Origin of the sequence: Amycolatopsis australiensis (assembly GCF_900119165.1) — a bacterium.
GTDB lineage: Bacteria > Actinomycetota > Actinomycetes > Mycobacteriales > Pseudonocardiaceae > Amycolatopsis > Amycolatopsis australiensis.
In genome coordinates this window covers 6342059-6360295 of sequence record NZ_FPJG01000006.1, presented here as the reverse complement: position 1 = coordinate 6360295, position 18237 = coordinate 6342059, and the positions used below count along the sequence as shown (strand labels likewise).

The 18237-nt window shown below is 72.8% G+C and carries 18 protein-coding genes; 9 read left to right on the top strand and 9 right to left on the bottom strand.

Features of this window, described 5'->3' with window-relative positions; genetic code table 11:
• Positions 1–15 precede the first annotated feature (15 nt).
• Entirely contained in the window at positions 16–861 is an 846-nt protein-coding gene (locus BT341_RS31020; RefSeq protein WP_084743043.1) for a DUF3152 domain-containing protein, read from the bottom strand.
• A 623-nt stretch (positions 862–1484) separates the two neighbouring features.
• Between BT341_RS31020 and BT341_RS45575 the strand changes: the two genes are divergently transcribed.
• On the top strand, positions 1485–1643 hold the full coding sequence (locus BT341_RS45575) for a hypothetical protein (protein WP_177328931.1): 159 nt from the start codon (positions 1485–1487) through the stop codon (positions 1641–1643).
• Positions 1644–1897: 254 nt separating this feature from the next.
• On the opposite strand, the gene BT341_RS31010 is transcribed toward BT341_RS45575, so the two are convergent.
• Complete coding sequence (locus BT341_RS31010) at positions 1898–2896, bottom strand: polysaccharide deacetylase family protein (RefSeq protein ID WP_072479634.1); 999 nt, start codon at positions 2894–2896, stop codon at positions 1898–1900.
• Between the two features lie 365 nt (positions 2897–3261).
• Here BT341_RS31010 and BT341_RS31005 point away from each other — a divergent pair, with 365 nt between their 5' ends.
• Entirely contained in the window at positions 3262–4026 is a 765-nt protein-coding gene (locus BT341_RS31005; protein ID WP_245805166.1) for a hypothetical protein, read from the top strand.
• Positions 4027–4181: 155 nt separating this feature from the next.
• Here BT341_RS31005 and BT341_RS31000 read toward each other — a convergent pair whose 3' ends face one another.
• Both BT341_RS31000 and BT341_RS30995 read right to left on the bottom strand, forming a co-directional pair.
• Positions 4182–4652: a hypothetical protein gene (locus tag BT341_RS31000; RefSeq protein ID WP_072479632.1), complete on the bottom strand. Its 471-nt coding sequence runs from the start codon at positions 4650–4652 to the stop codon at positions 4182–4184.
• A gap of 1072 nt (positions 4653–5724) precedes the next feature.
• Positions 5725–6099: a WGxxGxxG family protein gene (locus BT341_RS30995; RefSeq protein ID WP_072479631.1), complete on the bottom strand. Its 375-nt coding sequence runs from the start codon at positions 6097–6099 to the stop codon at positions 5725–5727.
• Between the two features lie 261 nt (positions 6100–6360).
• Between BT341_RS30995 and BT341_RS30990 the strand changes: the two genes are divergently transcribed.
• The 3 genes from BT341_RS30990 (at position 6361) to BT341_RS30980 (ending at position 8045) form a co-directional block, all read left to right on the top strand.
• Complete coding sequence (locus tag BT341_RS30990) at positions 6361–6702, top strand: hypothetical protein (RefSeq protein WP_072479630.1); 342 nt, start codon at positions 6361–6363, stop codon at positions 6700–6702.
• Between the two features lie 308 nt (positions 6703–7010).
• Positions 7011–7370, top strand: coding sequence for a hypothetical protein (locus tag BT341_RS30985; protein WP_072479629.1), 360 nt, complete (start codon positions 7011–7013; stop codon positions 7368–7370).
• Positions 7371–7694: 324 nt separating this feature from the next.
• Positions 7695–8045, top strand: a complete 351-nt coding sequence (locus BT341_RS30980) for a hypothetical protein (RefSeq protein WP_072479628.1) — start codon at positions 7695–7697, stop codon at positions 8043–8045.
• Between the two features lie 49 nt (positions 8046–8094).
• Here the strand turns inward: BT341_RS30980 and BT341_RS30975 are convergent, their stop codons facing one another.
• A complete protein-coding gene (locus tag BT341_RS30975) occupies positions 8095–9105 on the bottom strand; it encodes an AI-2E family transporter (RefSeq protein WP_072482281.1) in 1011 nt (336 codons plus the stop codon).
• A gap of 216 nt (positions 9106–9321) precedes the next feature.
• Between BT341_RS30975 and BT341_RS30970 the strand changes: the two genes are divergently transcribed.
• Both BT341_RS30970 and BT341_RS45570 read left to right on the top strand, forming a co-directional pair.
• Entirely contained in the window at positions 9322–10263 is a 942-nt protein-coding gene (locus BT341_RS30970; protein WP_072479627.1) for a glycoside hydrolase family 43 protein, read from the top strand.
• Positions 10264–10639: 376 nt separating this feature from the next.
• Positions 10640–11464 carry a hypothetical protein gene (locus BT341_RS45570; protein WP_177328930.1) on the top strand — a complete coding sequence of 275 codons (825 nt, stop codon included), beginning with the start codon at positions 10640–10642 and terminating at the stop codon, positions 11462–11464.
• Here BT341_RS45570 and ligD read toward each other — a convergent pair.
• The 3 genes from ligD to BT341_RS30950 form a co-directional block, all read right to left on the bottom strand.
• Complete coding sequence (ligD, locus tag BT341_RS30960) at positions 11461–13440, bottom strand: DNA ligase D (RefSeq protein WP_084743041.1); 1980 nt, start codon at positions 13438–13440, stop codon at positions 11461–11463. The genes BT341_RS45570 and ligD overlap by 4 nt on opposite strands.
• A 48-nt stretch (positions 13441–13488) precedes the next feature.
• Positions 13489–15078: an FUSC family protein gene (locus BT341_RS47450; protein WP_072482279.1), complete on the bottom strand. Its 1590-nt coding sequence runs from the start codon at positions 15076–15078 to the stop codon at positions 13489–13491.
• A 235-nt stretch (positions 15079–15313) separates the two neighbouring features.
• Positions 15314–15871, bottom strand: a complete 558-nt coding sequence (locus BT341_RS30950) for a TetR/AcrR family transcriptional regulator (RefSeq protein ID WP_072479625.1) — start codon at positions 15869–15871, stop codon at positions 15314–15316.
• A 122-nt stretch (positions 15872–15993) separates the two neighbouring features.
• On the opposite strand from BT341_RS30950, the gene BT341_RS30945 reads away from it, so the two are divergent.
• Positions 15994–16698 (top strand): alpha/beta fold hydrolase, encoded by a 705-nt coding sequence (locus BT341_RS30945; RefSeq protein ID WP_072479624.1) that lies wholly within the window; start codon positions 15994–15996, stop codon positions 16696–16698.
• Between the two features lie 57 nt (positions 16699–16755).
• The gene (locus BT341_RS30940) at positions 16756–17373 is read left to right on the top strand and encodes a class I SAM-dependent methyltransferase (RefSeq protein ID WP_072479623.1); all 618 of its coding nucleotides are present in this window, start codon (positions 16756–16758) and stop codon (positions 17371–17373) included.
• 111 nt (positions 17374–17484) lie between these two features.
• On the opposite strand, the gene BT341_RS30935 is transcribed toward BT341_RS30940, so the two are convergent.
• Positions 17485–18237: an HAD family hydrolase gene (locus BT341_RS30935; RefSeq protein WP_084743040.1), complete on the bottom strand. Its 753-nt coding sequence runs from the start codon at positions 18235–18237 to the stop codon at positions 17485–17487.

Genomic DNA, 18237 nt, shown 5'->3' with positions numbered 1-18237 from the left:
CGGTTCAAACCACGGTCAGCCGACCCAGGGGTTGGGCCGGCAGACGGCCCCGTCCGCCGGGACGCGGGTCGCGGCACCGGGTTCGGCGCGGTTGAGGTCGGCGAGGTAGCTGTTGGAGAGGCCGAAGGTCTGCTGCATCATCACGGGCGCGGGCGCGCCGGGTGCGGGGCAGCCGACGTGCCCGAAGCCGAGTTCGTGCCCCATCTCGTGGTTGACGGCGTAGGCGCGGTAGCCGGTCAGGTCGCCGTCGAAGGAGTGGGCACCGCGGACCCAGCGGGCGAGGTTGACGACGATCCGGTGGGTCAGGTGGCAGGACGAGTCGTAGGGAATGGCGAACCCGCAGAGCCGGCGGCTGGTGGCGGGGGTGGTGAGGCTGATCCGCACCTGGGGTTCGGCGTCGGCCGAGGTTTCCCGCCGGAACCGGACTTCCCCGCGGCCGATCCACCCGCGCGGATCGGCGAGGATCGCGTCGACCTGGCCGGCGAATCCGGGAGCGTCGACGCCGTCTTCGACTTCGATGGTGTAGGTGACTTCCTTCCCACCGGTGCCGGCGAGGGTCTGCGGACCGGGCTGGACGCGCCAGGTCCCGGCACCGGCGGGGGTGACGGGACCGCCGTCGGGCAGTTCGGCGGGCGCGGGTTTCTTGGCGGTGGTGGTGGGCGCGGAGGTGAGCGGCATCGGCTGAGCGGCACCGGCGAGCCGCCGGGGCTCGGCGGCCCGGGGGAGGAGAAGCAGGGTGACGGCGAGAGCGACGGCGAAGACCAGTACTGCGGGTGGCCACCACGGGACGGGCTGGGCGGGTGTTTCCCGCTCTGGCTCGTGCTCCGGTTCGGTTTTCGGTTTCGGGACTTCGAGGAGCATGGTCGTGATGGTGAGTGGTTCGGCCGCGGCCGCTTCGGGCTCGGTCGGCCAGGCCGGTTCGGTGGGTCCGGAGGGGGTGGGTGGGTTGGTCCTGCGGACCGAACGCTGGCGCGGAACCTTCGGCGCACGCGGTGCGGCCGGTGGACGGGCTGGAGCCGATGGGGCCGCTGGAGTCGCTGAGGTCGGCGCGGGTGCGGAAGCCGCAAGTGGGCTTGTTGCAACCGGTGTGGTCGCGGTCGCCCGGGCCTCTGGAGGCACTGAAGTCGGCGCGGGTGCCGAAGTCGTGACTGGGCTCGTCGGAGCCGCTGGGGTCGCGGTCGCCGAAGCCGCTGGAGTCGCTGAAGTCGGCGCGGGTGCGGAAGCCGCAAGTGGGCCTGTTGGAGTCGCTGGGGTCGCGGTCGCCGAGGCCTTCGGCGCCGTCGAGGTCCGCGCGGTTCCCGAAGCTGCTGGACGAGCCGTCGGAACCGCGCGAGTCGCCACGGGCGGAGTAGCGAGCGCAGCCGAGTTAGCCGCCGCAACCGGTGCGGCTTGAGTTGCCGGAGCCGATGGCTCGACCGGCTCGGCCGGGCGGCCTGGAACAACCGGTGTTGCTGAGGCTGCGGGGCCAGCCGAAGCAGCGTGGCGTGCCGGAGCGCCCGAGCCTGCGAAAGTCGCCGGGCGGGCTGAAGATGCCGCGTGGCGTGCCGGAGCGGCCGGTGCCGTCGAGGCGCTGGGAGCTGCGTGGCGTGCCGGAGCGGCCGATGCCGCCGGAGCAACGGAAACCGCCGGAGCCGCCGGAGTAACTGGCGCCGCCGGAGTAACTGGCGCCGCCGGAGTAACTGGCGCCGCCGGAGTAACTGGCGCCGCGGGAGTCACTGATCCGTCCGGAACCGTGGAAGCCGCCGCCGGAACTACCCGCCCGCCAGTCGCACCCCGGCGCCGAAACCGCCACCGCCGCGGCGCCGGCACCGGCTCCGCCGCAACCTCCGCCGGCGGCACGACATGCGGCCGCGGCCGTGGCTGGGGCAGCCAGTCCACCCGGGCCGCCGGCATTCCCTCAGTAGGCAAGACCCACGCTCGCACAGGCCGGGGCCGGGGCGGGGCCCGAACGCGGATACGCCACCGTTGCCGGGTCGCCGTCCGACGTGTAGCGGTGGCCCTCCGGCTTGGCCAGCTCGTCGAGCCAGTGCGCCGAGCCGTACTCCGCTTCCTTGCCCGTCGACTGGGACCTGATCCGCGGGATGGAGCCCGGCTCGAACTCGCGTGCGCACGGCGAAGGCGCCGGGCCGGCTCCCACCAGCAGCGCGCCGCCGTACGAATACCCCGGGCCGCGCAGCGCCAGCTCCGGACGGTGCGGGTGGGTGCCGTACGGCAGGGCCAGCGTCGTCGGCTGGTAGCCGTTCGCGCGGAGTGCCGTGTCCTCCTCCGTGATCGCCGCCGTCACCTCGCTCTCCGACGCCGTGCGGAGGTTCGTGTGGTGACGCGTGTGGTTGCCGATCTCGAAGCCGTGGCCGGCCAGCCAGCGCAGCTCCGGGCCGCCGTCCGCCGCGCCGAACGGGTGCTCGTTGACGTACAGGCTCGCCACCGGCCGGAACCGCGGGTGCGCCGCCGCGACGTCCAGCAGGATCCGGATCGCCGTGCCCGGCGCCGGTTGTCCCTGCGGCGTCAGGGCGAACACGCTCGGGTCGCCGTCGTCGAACGTCAGGACCACCGGGTGCGCGCCCGCCGGGATGTCGATGCGGCGCGCCACCAGCTCGGCCGTCGTGATCGGCACGTAGTCTTCCGCGGCCAGCCGCTGCAGTTCGGCGGTGAAGTCCGCCGGCGTCCGGTCGTAGACCGAATGCGGCTGCGCCACGATCCGGTGGTACATGAGGATCGGGATCCGGCCGAGCTCGTCGGCGCCGACCTGACGCGCCAGCGCGGGCGTGACGCGGGCCGGCGCGGCGGTCGCGGGCGACGGCGGCGCGGTCTTCGGCGCCACGGGAGCCGGACCACCGCAGGCGGCCACGGCGACGGCGACGGCACACCCCGCGCCGAACCGGAAAAGGCTACGCATGCGGGAAGTGTGGGCCCGGCTCCGGCCGCGCGCGGGCCGAGACACCGGGTCGGGTGAGCGCCGAACCCCGCTTCACCACCCGGGAAACCGTGTTTCCGCAGGCAGTGGCACCGCGCCCGGAACCGGGAAAGGCACGATGTGGTGATCGTCGGAAACGGCGTTTGCGCGAAGATCACCGCGGGTATTTCCCCGCGATGGTCCCGAAAACGGCGTCCGCCGCCGAACGAACCCTCGATCGACGTCTGGTCCTCACCGCCGCTCTCGCGGGTCTGTCCGCGAGCGCGTGCGGTGCCCAACGACCGGCGAGAGCCCTCGCCGTGCCGGTCACCGCGTCACCCGCGCCGCCGACGCCACCGCCGAACCCGTTGGAGAAAAGCCTTCTCGTCGGCTTCTGCGGGGCGCCGGGCTCGAAGGCGCTCGGCCGCATGACCGGCGACCTCGCGGCGGCGAGCCGCGAACTGCGGCAGCAGATCCGGTCGTTCCCGGCCGGCCGCCCGATCACCCCGGTCGTCGAGCTCATCGCGACCACCGTGCACCGCTCGCCCGGCGAGGACGGCATGTACCGCAGCCGCTGCGGGGAGGAGACGGTGCGGGACTACCTCGACGCGGCCCGGGCGCTGAACGGCTTGCTGCTGCTGAACATCCAGCCAGGCCGGGCCGACTTCCTGCCGGAGGTGCAGGCGTACGAGCGGTGGCTGACCGAGCCGGACGTCGGGGTCGCGCTCGACCCCGAGTGGGCCGTCGAGCCGGGCGTGATCCCGGGCCGGAAGTTCGGCCGCACGACCGGCGACGAGCTCGACGGCGTCGCGCGGTACCTCGGCGGCCTCGCCGAAGCGCACCGGCTGCCCGCGAAAGTCATGGTGTACCACCAGGTGGCGTCGTCGGTGGTGCGGGACGAACAGCTCCTGCACGCGCATCCCGGCGTCTCGCCGGTGAAGGTCGTCGACGGGATCGGCTCGGCGACGGCGAAGAAGGCCACCTGGAAGACGCTCATGACGACCAAGCCGGCGCACGTCCGCGCCGGGTTCAAGCTGTTCTTCGACGAGGACACCCGCCGAGACGCGGCCCTGATGACCCCGGCGGAGGTCATGGCCCTGAGCCCGGTGCCCGCCTACGTCGTCTACGAATGACCGAGCCCACGAGAAAGGCCCGGGGCGGGAGCACCGCACCGGGCCTTTCTCCTTGTCCGTATTGACCTGTCCGTATTGACGACGAAAGCCCGGTGCGGGGAGGTGCGCCGCACCGGGCCATCGCCGGCTTGTCCGTCCGGGGGTCCGGTCGGGCCCTAGCCGACCGGGACGGGCAGCCCGCCGAGAAGGTCGTTCACCAGCGCGGACAGCGAGATCAGGAGCCGTTGCACCAGCGCGTTCAGCAGGGTGGTCACCGGCGGAAGGGACTGGCGTTCCTTCAGCTGCGTGGCCAGCTTGTCGACGCCCTGGCGCGCCTCGGTGTTCTGCTGCTGGGCCGTGGCCGCGGTGTCGCGGGCCTCCGCCTGGATCGTGTACCGCTTGCCCTGCGCGAGATCCGTGAGCAACGGGTCGAGTTCGCCGAGGGTCGCCTGCGTGCCGGGCACGTCGCCGTGGTCCACACGGGACTTCAGCTGGTCGCGCAGCGTCTGGACGCTCGCCGCGGCGCTCGTGGTGCTCGACGACCCGCTGCCGCCGGGGCCGCCCGCCGTGGCCACACCCACGCCGGTCAGGGTCACCGCCGTCGCGGTGAGGAAAACCGTGACCGCCCGGGCCAGTGCACTTTTCATGTCGTACTCCTCCGGAATTCCGATACCGACTCCGATCATGGTGATCTCCGGACGCGATCGCCGCGAGCGGATGCCCGGACCTGGGCCGCAGTGCCGATTCCGCAGTGTGCGCGGCCGCCGGAGATCCACGGAACAAACATCAAGTTCGCGTGAAGCCGATCGGCGGCGATTCGCCCTCCGTGCCACGATCCGTGACTGCGTCACTCTTTAGTGAGGGTCCGTTACGATGGACGGCTGAATCAGCCTGATTTTTCTCACGGAAGGTATGACTGGAGTGGTTCCGGCGGCACGCGCAACTTTCACTCGTTCGTGAGGTTTCTGGTGGAGATGAACGGGTAATCAATGCCGTTTACCGATGTCGGAAAAGACACTCTTAAGTAGGGTACGATGCGAAACCACTTCTTGCCCACCGAGCGGGTCGTTAATCTGGGCGGCGGCCGTCGAGGGCCGGTTTTTCCGGCTGGTCGACGGCTTCCTCGGTGCCGAGACCTGACACGAAGGCGCCATTCGGGAGTACGAAAAGCGGAACGTCCCGGTGCCAGGCGGCACCGGGACGTTCTGTGCGGGAGAGAGGGATCCGGGTGCGGGGTACCAGCGTGACGCGCGCACCCCGTGGCACCCGGGTGGCGGGAACTTGGCTGGTGGGAGGTTCTCGAACCGCCGGTGGGTCGCCGGTCGCGGGAAGCACGCTGGTGAGAGGCGCTCGCAGCGCCGGTGGGGCGTGGGTAGCGAGAAGTTCAGCGGTGGGAGGCCGTCGGGCCGATGTTGGGTCACAGGTCGCGGGAAGTCCTGCGGTCGGAGGTTCTCGAATCGCCGGTGCCGCGCGGCTGGCGGGAACTCCGCCGGCGGGCGGCCTTCCGGCCTCTGGGCGGTCATGGCCAGCGGGTGCCGTCCCGGCTCGCGTGGCGAGAAGTCTCCGGGCGAAGGGGGACCCCGGCCCGCAAGCTCCCGCCGCGGCCCGAGTGGCGGATGGCGTCACCCGAACGGCCCAATACTCCGATGTGCGCCCGAAAAGCGGGGCGCGCCGCACCGCGGGCGCTTGGCGGTCCGTTCCGGTGCGGCGCGCCCGGTCTCAGACGCCCGGCGGGTTGCGGCGCGGTTCCGCCGGCGGGTACGTGTTCGCCGGCGGCGCTGCCTCACCCGGCGGGTACGCCGGACCCCGGGAAGTCCCGCCCGCCGGGTACCCCGCCATCGCGTCCCGCTTCGGCCCGCGCTTGACCAGGCCCGCCAGCCCCAGCAAGCCCAGCAGCCCCAGCAGGCCCCACAGCCCGTTGTCGCCGTTGTCGTCGCGGGTGGTGCCGTCGTTCGTGCCGTCGTTGTCCGCCTGGTGCCACGCCGGTACCGGCGACGCCGGTGCGGGGGCGGCCGAGGCCGGCGCCGCGCCGGGCAGTGCGATGGCGGCCGCCGCCGTGGCGGCGGCCAGCAGGTTCCTTGCCGTCCGGTTCATTTCGGATCTTCCTTCCGTCGCGAATTCCGGTCACCGGCCGCGTACCCCCGGCCTCCGCGTTCACACCCGGCGTCACGGAAACGGGCGATCGGTGGCCCCGGATTCCGGTGTCCCGGCGCCTTTTGTAGGATGGCCACCGGTTCAAGCAGGAGCCCAGGAAGGACGTGCCGTGCGCGCCCGTCCGCCGCCGTCCTTCCCTTTTTCGCGCAGGTGCGCATCCGTATCGGGAAACACCGTCCATTGCCGTGGACTGGGGGAGGAATGAACAGTCAACTCGTGGTCGCCCCGCTCGGCGCGACCTTCACGCCCCGCCTCATCTGCACCACCGGCGACCGCCTGATCCACCCGGCCGACGGCCGCAACGACCTGGCCCGGATCGTCGTGCGCTGGGCCCGTGCCTGGGTCCCCGAAACCTGGCCCGCCCGGCAGTACTTCGCCGCGCTCGGCATCGGCGACGACGAAAACCCTTGCTACACCGACGAAGACGTCACCGGCTGGCACCTCCTCGAGCCCCGCCCCGGATCGCTCGCGTGGCGGGTGCGCTCGGGCGAGATCGACGTGACCACCGCGCTCACCGCCGAGGCGGAGGCCTGGCCCGGCTAGAAAACCGTTCCACGGCCGCCCTGCGTCGCCGTCACCACGGCGGCGCAGGGCTCTTCGTCGTGTCCGAAATACCCCTTGCCGGGCAACCGATACCGGCGCATCCTGAACCCGAACTCTTTGCGGGAAAAGGGGAGCGTGTAACCCGATCGGACCACACCAGGGCCGGTCACAGGCTTGCGGCACCCACACGATGGTGGCACCGAGTGGAAACGGTCCCGGGCCATCAGTACGTTTCCCTCACACGGGTGCGGAGACACACCTTCATTGCCGCCCCGTCCGACGCAATCGTCAACCGAGGAGAATCCCCCATGCTGAAGAAGATCGGGTTCGTCACGGCCGCCGTCGCGGCCGGTGCGTTCCTGGCCGGTGGCGTCGCCGCGGCCGGCACCCCGGACGGCCACGACCACCACCACGGTGGCTACGACCACCTCGGCCAGGTCGGCCTGGTCAACCTGAACAACACCGACGTGCTCCACAACGTCAACGGCACGCTCGGCCTGTGCGGCAACGACGTGAACGTCCTCGGTGTCCAGGTCCCGGTCCGCAACTCGCTCAACGGGATCGGCGTCCCGATCCTGTCGCCGGGCGAGTCCGAGGCCAGCGGCGAGAACCCGTACAACTGCGCCGCGAGCGGCCTGGCCGACGGTGGCACGAGCCAGGGCAACTGAGTTTTCCGTGCCGGCGCCGCCCGCAGTGTGTGCGGAAGCCGGCGCCCGGCGCGGAAATCCGGCGACCGCGTCGACGTCGTGACGCGTGCCCGGAACGCGGGGCGAGCTGCACACTCCGGTTCCGTGTCCCGGGCACGCCGCGACGCCGATCGACGCCGACCCGGGTGGGACCGGCCACGAACTGGAGAAGTGCGCCGGTCCCACCCGGCGTGCACCGCACCTTAACCGACTTCCCCGGGCCCGGCGAACCGAAGCGCCGGGCCCGCTTCCATTCCCCGAACCCCCGCCGGACGGTCCGGTGGGTCTGTTGAAGGAGTTCTTTCCGTGATCAAGCAGCTCGGTTTCGTCGCGACCGCCCTCGCCGCCGGGATGGCGGTGTTCGGCGGTTCCGCGTCCGCGACCGACATCACCGTCGCCGGTCACCCGATCGACAACACCGACCAGGTCGGGCTCGGCAACGTGTCGAACTTCGACGCCGTGCACAACCTGAACCTGGTCGGCGGGGTCTGCGACAACGAGGTCAACGTCCTCGGCGTGCAGGTGCCGATCCACCAGGTCGCCGACGGTGTCGACGTGCCGGTCCTCTCGCCGGGCGAGTCCGAGGCCGACGGCATGACCCCCGAGAACTGCGCCGCCGGGACCCTCGCGGACGGCGGGACCGCGCAGGGCAACTGACCCGGCCGTGACCGGGAGCCGCCGCGCGGATGCCCCCCGCGCGGCGGTTTCACGTCCGGTCGAGCCGGTGCACCGCCACTTCACGGACCACCAGCAGCACGGCCGCCGCGACCGGCACCGCCACGAACGCGCCGACCACGCCGAGCAGCTCGAAGCCGAGGAGCACCGCGACCACGGTGACGAGCGCGGGGATCCGCACCGCGCGGCCGACGATCTTCGGCAGCAGCAGGTAGTCCTCGACGACGCGGTAGGCGACGAAGAAGCCGGCGGTCGCCAGGCCCACCGGCACCGAGACGGTGAGCGCGACCAGACTGGTGCCGACCCCGGCCGCCACCGAACCGGCGACCGGGACGAGGTCGAGCACGGCGACGAGCAGAGCGAGCACGAGCGGGTACGGCACGCCGAAGGCCGAGAGCCAGGCGAACGTCAGCACCCCGGCGATCAGCGACACGACGACGTTGCCGACCAGGTAGGCCCCCACCTTCCGGAAGACCGCGTCGCCGATGAGGATCACACGCGGCCGTCGCGAACGCGGGGCCAGCCGGTACAGCGCCGTGCGCACCCGCGGGAAGTCGGCGACGAAGTAGGTGCTGAGGATGACGACGATGGCCGCGTCACCGAGCACGCCGGCGAGCGACTTGGCCACGTCGGCCACGTGGATGCCCCGGACGGTGGCCTCGAGGTCGAACGCCTGGTTCGCCCGGCCCAGCAGAGTGGCGGGGTCGCGCAGCAGCGCCAGGTAGTGCGGCGCGCCGTCCCGCAGCTGCCCGATCTGGTCGCCGAGCGGGACGGCGGCACCGGCGACCGCGGCGGCGAACACGGCCAGCCCGGCCGTGACGACGACGGCGGCGGCGAGGGCACGCGGCATCCGGCGCGCGAGCCGCCCGGTGACCGGTTCCAGGCCCACCGCGATGAAGAACGCGATCCCGATGAGCAGCAGCACGTCGGACGCGGCGAGGACGACCTCGACGACCGCGACCGTGACGACGACCCCGGCGGCGGCCGTCAGCCCGGCGAAGAACGGCGACCGGCGGTCGAGCGGCTTTCCCGGTGTTCCCAACGGTTTTTCCTGGCACTGGGCCGTGCCTTCGGCTTCCCCCACGGCGTGGCCCGCCCGGTGCGCACCGCGGCCATTCGTTGCGTGCATGCGCCGGTGGCTACCCGCCGGGCCCGGCGGCGAATCCACCCGATCGGGGCGCGCGGGCAAGTCCACGCTTCCCGGTGACCACGCCCGGCTCCCGTTGCCGACCACGCGAAAGTGTCATCAGAATCGCCTATGAGCGTCAAAAAACTCGTGCTCGCTCCCGTCATCGCCCTCGTGATCGCCTTCGCCGCCTGCCCGGAAGCGGCGGCCGCCAGCGAGCCGCGGCTGCTCATCAACCAGGACTTCCCCGATCCGGACGTCGTGAAGACCGCCGGCGGCTACTTCGCGTTTTCGACCGGTACCGGCTCGCAGCGGATCCCGGTCGCGACCGCGGCCGCGCCGGAAGGACCGTGGCGCGTCACGGGCGACGCCCTCGCCGCGGTTCCCGCGTGGGCCAAGCCGGACGGCGGTTTCTGGGCCCCGGACGTCACGCAGCTGCCGGACGGCACCTTCGCCTTGTACTTTTCGGCGGCGCAGACGGCGGGCGGGGAGATGTGCATCGGCTCGGCGACGGGCACGAAGCCCGAAGGCCCCTACACGCCGGTCGGCGACCGTCCGCTGATCTGCGTCCCGGAGGACCACGGCGACATCGACCCGCAGACGTTCGTCGACGCGGACGGAACCCGTTACCTGTTCTACAAGAGCGACGGCGCCGCGACGGGTCCGCCGGCGGCGATCTGGCTGCAGAAGCTGCAGGCCGACGGCCGGACGCCGGCGGGCGCGCGCACGGAGTTGCTCCGCGCGGACCTCACGGCGGAGAAGTCGGTCGTCGAGGCGCCGTCGGTGGTGAAGACGGCGAACCGCTACCTGCTGTTCTACTCGGCGGACACGTTCCAGAGTTCGGGTTACCACACGTGCTACGCGTCGGCGCCGACGGTGGCCGGCCCGTACGTGAAGGCGGACGCCCAGTTCCTGTCGACGGAGCTGCTCGGCGGAAAGGTGGACGCCCCGGGCGGCGCGGACGTGGTGGACGGCCACATCTACTTCCACGGCTGGCTCGGCGGCGGCCGCACCGCGCGCGGGCTGTACGAGCTGCCGATCTCGTTCCCGAACGACGCGCCGCGGCTGGGCTGACGTCACCCACAAGGGTAAGGCTCCGGTTGGCGTGCCGGGCGCGGGTTACCCGCGACGGGGAGCACGGAAAGGGAGGACGGTCATGACGGTGTTTTGGGGTCTGGTCGGCTTGCTCGGCCTGCTCGGATGCTGCGGCCTGCTGCGGAGCCGGACAGCGGCGGAGACGGATCCGCTGGAGCGGTACCCGGTGGCGCGCGAGCCGGCCAGGCCCAACGCCGACGCGGCCCACACACCGCTCATGACACCGGCGATCACGCCGGGGATGCTGGGGACACCTGGGCGGCCGGAGGGTGGGCCGCGGGGGGAGGGGGAGTCGCGGGGTGAGTCCGGGCCGCGGGGTGAGGCTGAGCCGCGGGTGGAGCCTGGGGTGCGGTCGGTGCCGGAAGGGCAGTTCCAGTCGGAGGTTCACACGCGGCCGGATGTGCGGCTTCGGTCGGCGGCTCAGGCTCAGCACGATGCTCAGGTTGGATCGGAAAGCCAGACGCAGCCCGAGGTTCAGGGCCAGCCGGAGGTTCAGGCTCAGCCGGACGCCCGGCTTCGGTCGGGGGTACAGGGTCAGCCGGACGCCCGGCTTCGGCCAGGGGCCGAGCCGCAGCCGGAGACCGATGCTCAGCAGGGCATGCGGCCTCGACACGAGCGCCAGGCGGAGCCGGATGCCATGTCTCGGCACCAGCTCCAGCCGGAAACCTCGCCGCAGTCGGCGCACCGGGCGCAACCGGAAGTCCAGCCCAAGCATCAAGCCCAGCCGCGGCCCGAAACCCAGCCGCGGCCCGAAACCTCACAGCCCGAAACCCAGCGGCGGCCCGAAACCCAGTCACAGCCGGAAACGCAGTCACAGCCCGAAACCCAGCCGATGTTCGCTCCCCAGCCACGGCAGGCTCCGGCGCCCTCGCCCGTCGCCGCGGGCACCGCCGCCCGGCCTACCGCCGCGCCGACCCAGGCCGCCGCCGCGCCCACCCGGTCCGCCGCCGCGCCCACCCAAGCCGCTGCGCCCGTCCGGAGTGCCGAACCGCTTGCCGAGGACCCGGCCTCCGGCTCCATCGCCGGGGAAATCCCCGCGCCCCGAGCCCAGCGGGCCGAGGAAACCCCGGAAACCCCGGAAACATCGGCCTCCCGCGAAGAGGAACCCAAACCTCAAGGCCGTCTCGCGGCGCTGCGAGGACTCGCCGGTAAGGCCAAGCGCGTCCTCAAGCGACACTAGGGCAACGGCGCGCGCTCCTCGGCCAGCCCCACGAGGAGGTCACCGTGCTCGTCCACGCGGTCCAGGACCTCCTCGGCCGTGAACGTCAGGTGGTTCACGTGGCGGCACGCGCGGACCTCCTCCCACGTGACGGGCGTCGACACCGTCGGGTGGTCGCGGCCGCGCAGCGAATACGGGGCCACCGTCGTCTTCGCCGGGTTGTTCTGGCTCCAGTCGATGAACACCCGGCCCGTACGCTGCGCCTTCGCCATCACCGCCGTCACCGAGGCGGGCGTCTCCCGCGCCAGTCGCTGCGCCAGCCGCTTCGCGTACGCCGACGGTGCCGCCGGGTCGTCCGTTTCGATTCCACAGTAGAGCTGCATCCCCTTCGATCCCGATGTCTTGGCGTACGGCGTCAGGCCGTCGGCAGTCAGGACGTCGTACAGCCGTTCGGCGACGCGCGCGCAGTCGACGATCGTCGTGCCCGGGCCCGGGTCCAGGTCGAACACCAGGCGGTCCGGGGGCTGCCGCGTCGCGCCGGAGACCGTCCACTGTGGAACGTGCAGCTCCAGGGCCGCCATGTTCGCCGCCCACACCAAAGCGGGCAGGTCGTCGAGGAGCGGGTAGTCGATCGTGTCGCCGCTGCCGCGGGAGCCGGTGCTCGGCAGCCGGACCGTCCGCAGCCACGGCGGGGCGCCGTTCGGGACGTTCTTCTCGAACCACTTTTCGCCGCCGACGCCGTTGGGGTAGCGGATGAACGTCACCGGGCGGCCCGCCAGATGCGGCAGCAGGACCGGCGCGACCCGCGAGTAGTAGTTGATCACCTCGCCCTTCGTGAACCCGTCCGCCGGATAGAGCACCTTGTCCAGATTGGACAGCGTGAGCCGCCGGTCGCCGGCCTGCACGGTGATCCGGCCGCCGGACGGCTCCGGGCGAGGCGGTGCGGGCGGCTCCGGTGGTGCCGCGCGTGGCGCCACGACGTCCGCCGGTTTCTTGTCCGCGCGCAGGCCGCGCCAGGCCGTGTGGCGGACGCGGCCCGCGCGGGTGAACTGCCGGTACACGATCTCGCCGACCAGACGCGGCTCGACCCACCGGGCACGGACCGTGTCCTCACGCGGCGGCGTCTTCACGAACGGGTGGGTGCGTCGGGCGAGCGGCTCGAGCTGGGCCATCAGGTCGGCGCGGGCGGCCTGGCTGAAGCCCGTGCCGACGTCGCCGATGTAGACGAGGTCGCCGGTGTCCGGGTCGTGGGCGCCGAGCAGGAGGCCGCCGAGCGTGCCGGTGAAGCTGCGCTGGCCCGGCCGCCAGCCGCAGACGAGGACCTCCTGGGTGCGGATCAGCGGGTGCTTGAGCCACGAGTCCGGCCGCTGTCCCGGCACGTACGCCGAGCTGCGCAGCTTCGCGACGACACCCTCGTAGCCGGCCGACGCGGCGTGCGCGAGGAAGTCTGCGGGCGTGCGGCGGTCGGCGGCGAGCTCTTCGAACGTGACCGCGCGGACCACCGAGACGCGGTACGGATCGGGCATCGGCAGGCCCGTCAGCAGCCGGCGGCGTTCGTCGTACGGCGTGCTCAGGAGGCTGCGGTCGCCGAGCCGGAGCAGGTCGAAGGCGAGGAACCGGACCGGGACGTCGGTGAACTTCCGCCCTTTCGGCCCGCTCTGGTGCCGGACCCAGCGGCCCCGGCGTTCCTGCATGAGCTCGAAGTCGATCCGGCCGTCCTCGCCGTAGGTGACGATCTCGCCGTCGAGGTAGGCGGCCCGGCCGTCCAGCGCGGGCGCGAGCACCCCGGCGAGCTCGGCGAACTCGGCGGTGAAGTCGATGTTGTTGCGGCTGGTGAGCACGGTGGTGCCGTCCGGGGCGATCCGCATGGCCGCGCGGTAGCCGTCCAGTTTGTACTCGTACGCCCACTCGGGGCCGCTGCGCAGCCGTCCGCCGTCGGCCTTGGCCAGCATCGGCTCCACCCACGCCGGGACGCCGGACGCGTCGTGAGCAGCCATGCCGGACCTCCGTCACCTACCGTGCCTCTCGAAGGTAACCCGTTCGGCCTAGTTCTGCTGGGTTTCCGCAGGTGAAAGCGCGCGGAACGCCTGTTCCCACCGCTGCGCGCCGGCGAGCCGGTCACCGGGCGCGGTCGCCCAGCAGGCGGCGAGCAGGTCGTAGCCGAGGTGGACGAGCTCCGCGTGGGCCGGCCAGTGCCGCCGCGTCCAGGCGAGGTCGTTGTGCGCCGAGTCGACCGCCGCGCGGGTCGTGCCTTCGAGCTCGAACTGCAGGTCGCGGCGCGGGGCCATCGCCGGGGCACTCACGAGCACCTGCCGGGCGGCGGCGCGGACGCGGGCTTCGGTCCAGTGGAACGTCCGGCGGTGGGCGTGCGGCGCGAGCAGGTACAGCGACAGGAACGCGAGCGCGACACCGACCGCCGTCTCGGCGAGCCGGTCGCGGATCACCGGGCCGATCGCGCCGGTCGCCGCGGCGCCGCCGGCGAGCAGCGCCACCGGCGTGATGAACACGACGGCCACGGCGTAGTTGCGCGGGACGAACAGCTCGATGCAGAACTGCAGCGCGGCCACCGCGGCGACGAGCGCAAAGCCCGCCGGCGAAAACGCGGACAGCGCCGCGAACAGCCCCAGCCCGACGGCGGTCCCGGCGAACCGTTGCAGCCCGCGGACGTTGGCGCGGACCCGGTCGGTGCCCTGCTGCAGGACCACGAGCGCGCTGAGGACCGCCCAATGTGGACGCGTCAGCCCGAGCGACGCGCTCAGCGACCCGGCGGCCACGCACGTGACACCCACGCGCAGCGCGGTCACCATCGCGTGCGAGCGGAGGGACGCCGACCGTCGCAGCCGGTAGCCGACGCCGGGGCGGGGGAGGGGCAAGGCGTCACCCGGGGACGCGTCGCCGGCCGCGGCCACGAAGCGCCGGTGGGCGGCGATGAGCGTGGTCGCCGGTTCCGAGCCCGGTTTCCGGCCGGCGTCGTGGACCGCGTTCCAGGCCGCGGAGAGTGCCGAGCTGGCCGCGTGCCGGGTCTCCGTTCCGGCGTGGCCGAGGAAGGTGTCGACCGCGCGGACCGCCCGCTGGACGGCGACGCGCTCGGGCTTGTCCCGGTCGGCGACGACGCCGGCCATCGACACGACGGCCGACGAGACGGCGCCGAGCGCGGTGCAGGCGAGCAGGGACAGCGGATCGGCGCCGGCCTCGGTGGCGACCAGGGCACCGCCGCAGGCGAGGGCGAAGAACAGCGCGCCGGGCGGCCCGAGCCGCAGCGCGTCGACGGTGTAGACGGCGAGGACCGCGACGACGGTGACCACGAGGACGACGGCCGGCTTGCCGGCCCCGAGGGTGCCGACGGCCGTCCCGAGCCCGGCGGAGAGCAGGAGGGCGGCACCGGCGGTCAGGACGACCCGGGCGCGAACCCGGTAGGGGCGGCCTTCGCCGTAGAGGACGGCGAAGGAGCCGAAGGTGACGAAGAGGGCGGCGCCGGCGTGGCCGGAGAGGAGGACGAGGGTCCCGGGAAGGGCGACGGCGACGGCGGCCCGGAGCCCGGCACTCCACCGCCGCCCGGCGGCGGGCAGGGCGAAGAGCAGAGAGCGCGGCCGGACGACGCGGGGGAGCGGTTCTTCGCGGGCATCGGACGGCACGCCCCATTCCAGCACGGCAGGTGGCGGCGGTTCGGGCGGGGAACGGCGGGGGTGAGCTCGGTCGCTTCGAGACGGTGGGCCGCGAGTTCGGCACGCGGCCGCCGCGGAGTGCGATGGGCAGGTGGCGGCGGATCCGGCGCTCGGGGGCCCGCGGCGGGCCGAGCCATGTGGCGGCGCCGGTCGATTCGCCGCCGGATCGGGGCTTGGGTCCCCGCTTGACGGGCCGGTCGGCCCGTCAAGCGGGGAAGAAGTCCTCCACCGCGCGCCGCAGCGTGGTGCGGACCGTCTCCGCGTCGTCGAGTTCGCCGCCGTGGAGGGCGCCGTCGCGGAGGAGGACCAGGACCCTTGCCACGTACTCCGGGTCCTCGTGGCCCGCTGCCGCCGCCTCGGCTCTGAGCACCTCGAAAAACCACCGGCGGTGGTCGTCGATCACCCGGCGGACCCCGTGGTCCGGGTCCGGGTACTCCGCGGCCGCGTTGAGGAACTGGCAGCCGCGGAAGTCTTCGCCGCACGTCGCGTCGCCCACCACCGCCAGCGCCGCCGCCAGTGCCTCGCGCGGTGGCTTGCCCGCGCGGGCCGCGTCCACCGCCACGCGGATGCGGCGGCTCGTCTCCGCCAGGTACGCCGCCACCAAATCGTCCTTCGTGGGGTAGTGCCGGTAGAACGTCGCCCTGGTCACGGCCGCCTCCGACACCAGGCGCTCGACCCCGACCGCGTGGATGCCCTCCGCGTAGAACAGCCGGGACGCGGTCTCCAGCAACCGGTCCTTCGGGTGCATCTCGGCAGACTTCATCTGCCCAGCATAGAGAAAGACTGATCGTTCTGCCAGACGGGCTTCGTCACATTGCCACGGCGACCCGGAACCGCCACAGTACGAGGCAGAAAGACTGATCGTTCTCTCTGAAGGAGCCAGCCATGAGCAAGCCCACCATCGTCCTGGTCCACGGCGCGTTCGCCGACTCGTCGAGCTGGACCGGCGTCGTCACGAAGCTGCAGGAGCAGGGCTTCCCGGTCGTCGCGGTGGCGAATCCGCTGCGTGGCGTCGAGTCCGACGCGGCCTACGTCGCTTCCGTCGTCAACTCCGTGTCCGGCCCGGTCGTGCTGGCGGGCCACTCCTACGGCGGCGCGCTCATCACCCGCGCCGCGACCGAGACGCCGAACGTCCGCGCACTCGTCTACATCGCCGCCTTCCAGCCGGAGGCGGGGGAGAGCGTGTTCGAGCTGTCCGGCCGCCACCCGGGCGCGAAGCTCGGCCCGGAGACCACGAACGTCCTGGTCCACGACGGCGAGGCGGAGCTGTCGATCAAGCCGGAAAACTTCGCCGAGGTCTTCGCGGCCGACGTCCCGCCGGCCACCGCCGCGGTCATGGCCGTCACCCAGCGGCCGGTCGCGCAGCAGGCGCTGGCGGCGCCGTTCGAAGGCACGCCCGCCTGGACGAAGCTGCCGTCGTGGACCCTCGTCGCCAACCAGGACAACGCCATCCCCGCCGCGGCGCAGGAGTTCATGGCCGAGCGGGCGTCCTCGACGGTCCGGCGCGTGGACGCTTCGCACGCCGTCGCCGTGTCGCGGCCGGACGTGGTGGCCGAGGTCATCGCCGCGGCGGCCGACGGCACCGAATGAGCCGGTGACCGGCCCGGGAGCCCGTTCTCCCGGGCCGGTTCGTGGTTGGCTGGGCCGATGACGAAGGCGCAGCGGTGGACCCGGTACTGGGACCGCAAGTCGGCGACCTACGACGCGGAGATGGGCTTCTGGGACCGCCGCCTCTTCGGCGACTCGCGGCAGTGGGCGTGCGGGCAGGCGTCCGGTGCCGTGCTGGAGGTCGCCGTCGGGACCGGGCTCAACCTGCCCTGGTACCCCGCCGGCGTGACGCTCACCGGGCTCGACCTCAGCTCCGGCATGCTCGGCGTCGCGCGCGAACGGGCCCGGCAGCTCGGCCGCGACGTGACGCTGCAGCAGGGCAGCGCGCACGAACTGCCGTTCCCGGACGCGTCGTTCGACACGGTGGTCTGCACGTTCGGCCTCTGCGCGATCCCGGACCCCGCGGCGGCGGTGGCCGAGATGGCGCGGGTTCTGCGCCCCGGCGGGCGGCTCGTCCTCGTCGACCACGTCGCCGGGTCGTCGCGGCTCGTGCGGGCCGCGCAGTGGCTGGTGGAGCTGGCCAGCGTCCCGCTGGCCGGCGAGCACTTCCGGCGGCGTCCGCTCGAGCTGGTGGAGGCGCTCGGGCTGACGGTGGAACGGCGGGAGCGGTTCAAGCTCGGTCTGGTGGAGCGGCTGGTGGCCCGGAAGGCCGGCTGACCTCGTCCGGCTCGCGCCGGCCCGCCTTGCCCTCAGCCACCCAGTCCTCCTTGCCGGTGGCCTGCCCGGCGATCTGCTCCGCCTTCGCCGCCAACTCGGCGGCCTTGTCGCTCATCCGCCGAACAGCTCGCTGAGCGGGCTGCCCTCCAGGTCGGCGAGCAGGGCCGCGACGTCCTCGTACACGGCGATCGCGCCCGCGTCCTTCAGCTCCGCCTCGCCGACCCCGCCCGACAGCACCGCGATCGTGCGCACGCCGGCCTTCGTCGCGGCCTTGACGTCCCAGACCGCGTCGCCCACGAAGAACGTGTTCTCCGGGGTCGTGCCCGCCTTCTCCAGCGCGACCTGCACCGGCTCCGGATCCGGCTTCGTCGCCTCGACGTCGGCACCGGCGACGATCTCCTTGATCACGTCGTCCACACCGAGCACGCGCCGCAGCACGTCCAGCTCGTCCGGACCCGCCGACGTCGCCAGGACCACCCGCACGCCCTTCGCGTCGAGCGCCCGCACCAGCTGCGGCGCCTGGTCGAACGGCCGCAGCAGCTCCGCCGTCTCGAGGTAGTAGCGGCTGTGCAGCTCCTTCGCCTCGTCGCCGACGCGGCCGGCGTCTTCGTCGCCCAGCAGGGTGGCCAGCAGCTTGCCCGAGCCCTTGCCGATGGCCCGGTGCACGCGCCAGGAGTCGACGTTCCGGCCGAGCTCGTGGAACGCCCGCCGCCAGGCGTGGACGTGGAGGTAGTTGGAGTCGACGAGCGTGCCGTCGACGTCGAACAGGACCGCGGTGGCGATGGTGGTCTCCTCACGTTTCCCGGTGCCCGGCGCGGGTATCGCCGGGGACAGAACGGAGTTCCCCGGATCGGGAGGAAGCAA

Excerpts from the sequence above, each read along its gene's own strand:
- BT341_RS31020 (WP_084743043.1), bottom strand. The coding sequence starts at position 861 with ATGCTCCTCGAAGTCCCGAAACCGAAAACCGAACCGGAGCACGAGCCA.
- BT341_RS31010 (WP_072479634.1), bottom strand. The coding sequence starts at position 2,896 with ATGCGTAGCCTTTTCCGGTTCGGCGCGGGGTGTGCCGTCGCCGTCGCC.
- BT341_RS31000 (WP_072479632.1), bottom strand. The coding sequence starts at position 4,652 with ATGAAAAGTGCACTGGCCCGGGCGGTCACGGTTTTCCTCACCGCGACG.
- BT341_RS30995 (WP_072479631.1), bottom strand. The coding sequence starts at position 6,099 with ATGAACCGGACGGCAAGGAACCTGCTGGCCGCCGCCACGGCGGCGGCC.
- BT341_RS30990 (WP_072479630.1), top strand. The coding sequence starts at position 6,361 with ATGAACAGTCAACTCGTGGTCGCCCCGCTCGGCGCGACCTTCACGCCC.
- BT341_RS30985 (WP_072479629.1), top strand. The coding sequence starts at position 7,011 with ATGCTGAAGAAGATCGGGTTCGTCACGGCCGCCGTCGCGGCCGGTGCG.
- BT341_RS30970 (WP_072479627.1), top strand. The coding sequence starts at position 9,322 with ATGAGCGTCAAAAAACTCGTGCTCGCTCCCGTCATCGCCCTCGTGATC.
- ligD (WP_084743041.1), bottom strand. The coding sequence starts at position 13,440 with ATGGCTGCTCACGACGCGTCCGGCGTCCCGGCGTGGGTGGAGCCGATG.
- BT341_RS30950 (WP_072479625.1), bottom strand. The coding sequence starts at position 15,871 with ATGAAGTCTGCCGAGATGCACCCGAAGGACCGGTTGCTGGAGACCGCG.
- BT341_RS30945 (WP_072479624.1), top strand. The coding sequence starts at position 15,994 with ATGAGCAAGCCCACCATCGTCCTGGTCCACGGCGCGTTCGCCGACTCG.
- BT341_RS30940 (WP_072479623.1), top strand. The coding sequence starts at position 16,756 with ATGACGAAGGCGCAGCGGTGGACCCGGTACTGGGACCGCAAGTCGGCG.